The sequence below is a fragment of the Magnetococcales bacterium genome (assembly GCA_015232395.1).
Taxonomy (GTDB): domain Bacteria; phylum Pseudomonadota; class Magnetococcia; order Magnetococcales; family JADFZT01; genus JADFZT01.
Window position 1 is genome coordinate 22,268 of the sequence record JADFZT010000064.1, and the last position, 6,048, is coordinate 28,315.

Sequence of the window (6,048 nt, forward strand, 5' to 3'; positions counted from 1 at the left end):
TCTTTTAAAGTCTGCGAGAGGGGGGAACACAGATTGGATCAACCCATGGAGGCCCCCGACAAACCTCACAACAAAATCAGCCCATGGGGTGCCCGGTTGATGGTATAACCAAATAGCTGTCTCAGTGAATGAAAGAAGGCACGCCTCTTTGGTCCAAACCATCTTTGGCAGGATGGGAGAATCACTTCCCACCAGGCAAATGGGCCTTTTTGACAAAAATAACGCCCAAAATGATTCATTTGGAGCGGGGAGGAGACAAAAGGGATTGCAACCGATGGGGCGAGAGGGAATGATGCCCCTGGCGTGAAGGGAGCTGGAATTCGCCTGTTTTCCCTCTCCGACGCCCCAGGAACCCACCGATGCCAGTTGGATGGGACATGAACCTTGCTTCGACCGGATATTTGAAAGATTGATTGGCTCATGATTGAATGGATTCATCGCTGGCTTGTGCCCCGTGTGGTCCACTGGGATGATGAAATACGCCGATTGGGACTATCGGGCCAGGGAAAAAGACTGGATGACACCTCTGTGGTCCGCCGAAGCCGTCTGATTGTTCTGGGGCGACATCACTATCTGGAAACCAGCCGACACTATCCCATCGTCAACCGCCAAGATCTATTGGCAGCCATCCACCTGGATATGGCCGAACTCTCCCCCTATCCCCCAACTCTAGGGCTCTATCGGGTAGGACTGGTGGATGATGAAGGCAGCCGGGTTCATTTTTGGTTTCCAAAACCGGAGATCCAAACCACCCTGGGAGAGGAGTGGTCTGGCTGGCTGCTGCCGGAAAGTCTGCTTCTGGCTCTGGCTTTAACGGGTGGGGGAAAAGGCTGCCTGGTCAAACGAACCGGTGACTTCCCCTATTATATACATGGCTCAGCCCAGGGGATGCTGCTTTCGCACCCGGCGGTCGGGCTTGTGACCGGTGAAGGAATCTTCCGCCACTTGGCAGGATGTGCTGACCTGCCTCTGACGGAAATCTCTCCAAACGCGATAGGGGGGCAACTCTCCCAGGGACTCCGCGCTCTCCTGGCCACCCCTCCCCGGGATCTTACAGGGCTGTGGGCGGGGGGGCGGAAGGAGCGGGAATTTGATGGGGCTCACTATAAACGCCTCCTCCTGGTGGCCACCGCCGCCTGCGGTCTCTATCTGGCAGCTGGCAGCGCCTACCTGGAACAGCGCCGGGAAGCCGCCCAAAATGCCGTCACCGCCCAAACCCCTACCCTGGAACGGTTTGCCGGGATCCAGCGACAATGGCAAGATCTCCACCAACGCTATACCACGCTTGTCCAGGCGGTAGACGAAACCGTGCCCCGCTGGCAACTGATGCAACTCCTGGGAGAGACCCTTGGCAGCATGGATGTTCAACTCAGTTTCATCCGGGTCAACGGCAACCAGGTGGAGCTGCGAGGAGCCACGGCCAGCGCCAGCATCCTCCTCTCCCGCCTGGAGTCCCACCCTCAAGTGGTTGAGGCCCGTTTTATGGGGGCCATCAAAAAGGATCACGATGGCCAGGAAAAATTTTCCACCCGCTTCAATCTGCTCCCCAAAAGGCAAGAGGCGAAATGAACGATACCTCCCAAACCGCCTCCCCTCTGGTCAAATATGGCCTTTTTGTGATCAGCCTGTTGGTCGTGGTCCGTTTCGTCATGGCGCCAGTGGTCAAATGGCAGACAGAAACCAGGGACACCCTGGTAATTCTGGAAAAACGCCTCGCCTCGGCCCAAGGACTGGAAAGCCATCTCGGCCACCAAGAAGAGGCGTTGACCAGACTCAGACAACAATATGACGCCCTGCTCACCCGATTTCCTGCCGAAAACGATGCCCGCAAATTACAGCTCAAGGTACAAAAAGAGCTGGAACAGTGGGCTAAGATGGCCCATCTGGAAGTGACCTCCACCACCTGGCAGCCCGAATCCGGTGATTGGTTGATGAAAGCCCCTCTGCGACTGCAACTCTCTGGAACAATGGACCAATTTTCCCATTTTTTAATCAAACTGGAGAGTGCAGAAAACCACTATGCCATCGTTGATCTCCAGATTCGCCGGGACAAAAAACGGAAACAGGGTATGGTGCAGATTTCCATGCTGATCATCGCCTATGCCATTTCTACCGCCGCACCCGGGGGAGCGACCTGATGAGGATGGTCAAACAGTGGCTGCCCCTATTTCTGCTCCTCAGTGTCGGCATGACGCTTGATTTCAGCAACCGAATCATGCCTTCCAAGGGGGATACCACCCAATTGGAGCGAACATTACCCCTGTTTTCTCCTGAGCCCCCCTCTCCCACCCCTCCCAGAAAAATTACCGGTGTGGCAAATTTGTTTGGTATTCCCGACAAAAACGAGCTCCTCTCAACGACCCACCAATCTGGCGCACCACAGGATACGGTTTGGGTGGATGAACGCCGTTTACGACTGCTGGGTATTTTTGAGGAGGAAGGAGATCGCTGGGCTGCCCTGGTGGTGGATAACGGAAAAAACAAGGATAAGGAATCGATTACCGCCCGTTCCGGCATGGAAATCATCAACCTCAGGATCGTATCCGTTGGGTTGGACCATGTGGAACTGGAACGCAACGGCAAACAACTGACCCTGATTATTTTCAAGTCTGCCCCAGACACATGAAAAACCAATGGATCAAACAAACTCCCCCCAGCCAATCACAAAAAAAAACAACGTTGGCCTCTCCCATCCATGGAGATGGGGGCTGTTCCATGTTCCCTCCGGCCACACCGCGAACAAAACAATTCCGCTATCGGTGGCCAACCCGATTGGAACCTGTCACACACTCCTTTTTCCACTCTTTGGACCAGTGTGGCGGATGATGATCAGGGGAAAGGCTCATCTAACGCCAGTTGCGCAGCCATTCCCAGGATGCATAAGATCCCACTGGAACCAAAAACGAAACTCCCCACCCGGGGCTCAGGAAACGATCCTGCCCATGGTGCACCGACCATCATCTCAATAGAGGTCACAGGAAGAAACAATCCATGATCACAAATCCGGCAGTTGGGCGCGCACAGATGACTCAACCTCTCAACCCACCAGGCTCACCAGGGGCGGGACCGGTAGCCGATGAGGACTCGTGGACTTTTCCCAATCCGCAAATCGAACCAATATTTCCTGCCAACGACCGGCATCCAACGACCAGTATGCCTGAAACGCACGAGACAAAATGTTCAGGCCGCTCCTGGAAAAGACTCTCCCAGAAGCTGGCGGTTGTTTTTCTGGCATTTTTGACCGCTGGCTGTGCCCAGACCAAAATGCCGAGCCAATCCTGGCTCCTGCCTCCTCCCATGGCCTTCAACCCAACAACGGTAGAGTCCGACCCGGATACGCTGCCCCCAAGCGTGGACAATCCAAAAAACCAAGAGGAGACCATTTCCAAGCCACTGCCACCCTTTTCCAGGATTCCCTCTCTCTCCAAGGGCCAGACTTCTTTTAGTCCACAGGAAAAAATATCGACCGACTTCAGCGAATCCCGCATGGTTCGCCTGGCCGTAGATGAAATGCCCCTGGCCGACTTTCTACATCACGTCTTCGGAGAATTGCTGGGGCTCAATTATATCCTGGACGAATCAATCAGCCACGACAAAAGAAAGATCACACTCAGCATCAAGGACCCCATCAGCGAACGCCATCTTTATTCCTTGACCACAGACCTGTTGCAGGAAAAAAAATTGGCCGCCACCTACAAGGAGGGACTCTATTTCATTCATGAGGCCAAGCGTGGGACAAACGACAAAGCGGCCATTGCAGTAGGTATTGGAGACCAGCCCGAGGATATTCCCAAGACCAGTGGCCAGGTCGTGCAATTAGTGAATTACCGTTATGACGATACCAGCAGTGCCGAACGGTTGATTCGGGAGTTGACCGATGCCATCGCACGGACTGATAAAAACAAAAAGCTACTCATCATCAAAGGTTCCGCTGCAGCCGTAGCCCGTGCCATCCAGGTACTACACCTCATGGACTCCCCCCATGCCCAGGGGCGGCACATCGCTCTTATACGCCTGACTTACATGCCCCCGGAGGAGTTTATCGCACAAGTCTCCTCACTTTTGGAAAACGAGGGTATCAAAATCGCCCAGAATAGTCAGGATAGCGGGTCAGTGACCATGTCCACCCTGCCTCGTATCAATGGTGTGGTGATTTTCAGTTCCGAGGCCCTCTTTCTGGACCGAATACGAAATTGGGCCAAGCGGCTCGATCAGCCCAAACCAGGGGTGGATAAACAGTATTTTCTCTATTTTCCAGAAAACATCAGTGCCGAAATGTTGGGAGAGAGCCTGGAAGCACTGCTCTCCCTGAATGATGGTGGGGCCAACACCTCTTCCGGAAACAAATCGGTTGGAGAAAAATCCAGCACGAAAAGCACATCCACCGAGCCCAACAAAAAGAAAGCCAAGGCGATCACAAGCGGAACCGGGTCGAAGGAAGACGATGCCCATAATGTGGGACTGGTGGTGGATAGTAACCGCAATGCCTTGATTTTTTATTCCACGCCCATGCGCTATCAGAGCCTTCTGCCGGTTTTGGAGCAACTGGACGTGTTGCCCCCCCAGGTGGTGTTGGAAACAACTTTGGCGGAAGTCACCTTGACCGGCAAGCTGACCCACGGTCTGGAGTGGTTTCTCCAGGATGCTGGCAACCATTCCGATTTCAGCCTCGGCACCCTGGGCAATATTGGTTTGGCTGCCGGGGGGCTGGAGTATGCCCTCACCGCCATGGATGGCGACCTGCAGATCATGCTGCAATTTTTGGAGAGCGAAAACCAGCTCAATATACTTTCCTCTCCCCGGTTGGTGGTGCGCAGCGGTGAATCGGCCTCCATCAGCATCGGCACCGAGATCCCCCTCATCACCCAGCAAGCCTCCGACATCGACGCCTCCTCGGATACCCTCATTCAGACCATCCAATACCGAAATACCGGGGCCAATCTGAATATCGCCCCGATCATTTACGGCAGCGGGGTGGTCGCCATCGAGGTCTCTCAGGAGGTGAGCGAAGCTGGAGAAAACACTCTTTCCGGCGTCGACTCTCCCATCGTCGTGAACCGCGCCATCGATACCAAGCTGTTCGTCCGGGACGGCCAGACGGTCATTCTGGGGGGGTTGATCAGCGAAAACAATTCCGGTGCCGCCACCAAGGTACCGATACTGGGGGATCTACCGGTGATAGGTAAACTTTTCCGCACCGATTCCATCTCCGATACCCGAACGGAACTGATCATTCTCATTACGCCGCATATCCTGCGAACTGACGCGGATTTCGAGGAATTAAGCCGCGCATTTACCAAAGAATTTCAGGGACTTTCACTCACTGGGACAGCCGAAGAACTCCCGGTTTCCGCCCCCTGAGCAAGGTAAACCGGAATAGAGATCAGATGGTTCAGGTGTATTTTCCGTTTGACAAATCGGGCGAAAAGTGGCTAATATCCGCTCTTGTCACACTGAATCGTGTCTGGAATACGGTGAGTCGTATTTTGACGTCAGACGTCAAAAAACAGACGTTTTCAAATATTGCAGGGCAGCAGAAATCACCCGCAAATTTTGAAAATGTCCAAAACAAAAAGCCAGAAACAAATTGGCAAGTGCATTGCATCAGCGCACGCAGCAACACACCATCCATCCAGCCGAACATGATCTGCAACCTGCACTAACGTAACGTTTGGCTGCTGATCGGATGGGCTAACCAGGCCGGCAGGACAGGAAGGGTAATAAAGCGGACTCAGGCGTCTCACCTTTTGCGAGGCGTCTCCTAAAGGCGAGACGAGTCCAGCGGGGGGACGCTTGAGTCCCGAATTCAATCAAATTGGGAGTAACGCAATGAGAAACAAGAAGCTTAAATCTGTACTGTCGGCTGCTGCTATCGTGGCTGGCATGGGAATGGCCAGCAACGCCGACGCTGCTAGTGGCATCCAATGGGTCGTTGATACAGCAGCGCCCTCTACCACTTCCGCTACCACCAACGCAGCCTTCTCCATCGCCGCTGAATCCTTCGGCGACGACTACACCGTCGATCTGGCTGGCACCACCACCAACGGC

The 6,048-nt window shown here is 54.1% G+C and carries 5 protein-coding genes; all 5 read left to right on the forward strand.

The features are described 5' to 3' along the window. Positions 1-420 precede the first annotated feature (420 nt). Entirely contained in the window at positions 421-1,569 is a 1,149-nt protein-coding gene (locus HQL52_15485; protein MBF0370851.1) for a PilN domain-containing protein, read from the forward strand. Continuing rightward, positions 1,566-2,138 (forward strand): type 4a pilus biogenesis protein PilO, encoded by a 573-nt coding sequence (pilO, locus tag HQL52_15490; GenBank protein MBF0370852.1) that lies wholly within the window; start codon positions 1,566-1,568, stop codon positions 2,136-2,138. Before HQL52_15485 ends, pilO begins: the two co-directional genes overlap by 4 nt. Next, complete coding sequence (locus HQL52_15495; GenBank protein ID MBF0370853.1) at positions 2,138-2,626, forward strand: hypothetical protein; 489 nt, start codon at positions 2,138-2,140, stop codon at positions 2,624-2,626. Before pilO ends, HQL52_15495 begins: the two co-directional genes overlap by 1 nt. 527 nt (positions 2,627-3,153) lie before the next feature. Then, positions 3,154-5,361 carry a hypothetical protein gene (locus HQL52_15500; protein MBF0370854.1) on the forward strand — a complete coding sequence of 736 codons (2,208 nt, stop codon included), beginning with the start codon at positions 3,154-3,156 and terminating at the stop codon, positions 5,359-5,361. Positions 5,362-5,829: 468 nt separating this feature from the next. Next, positions 5,830-6,048 (forward strand): hypothetical protein (locus HQL52_15505; protein MBF0370855.1); only part of this gene is annotated, 219 nt, incomplete at its 3' end.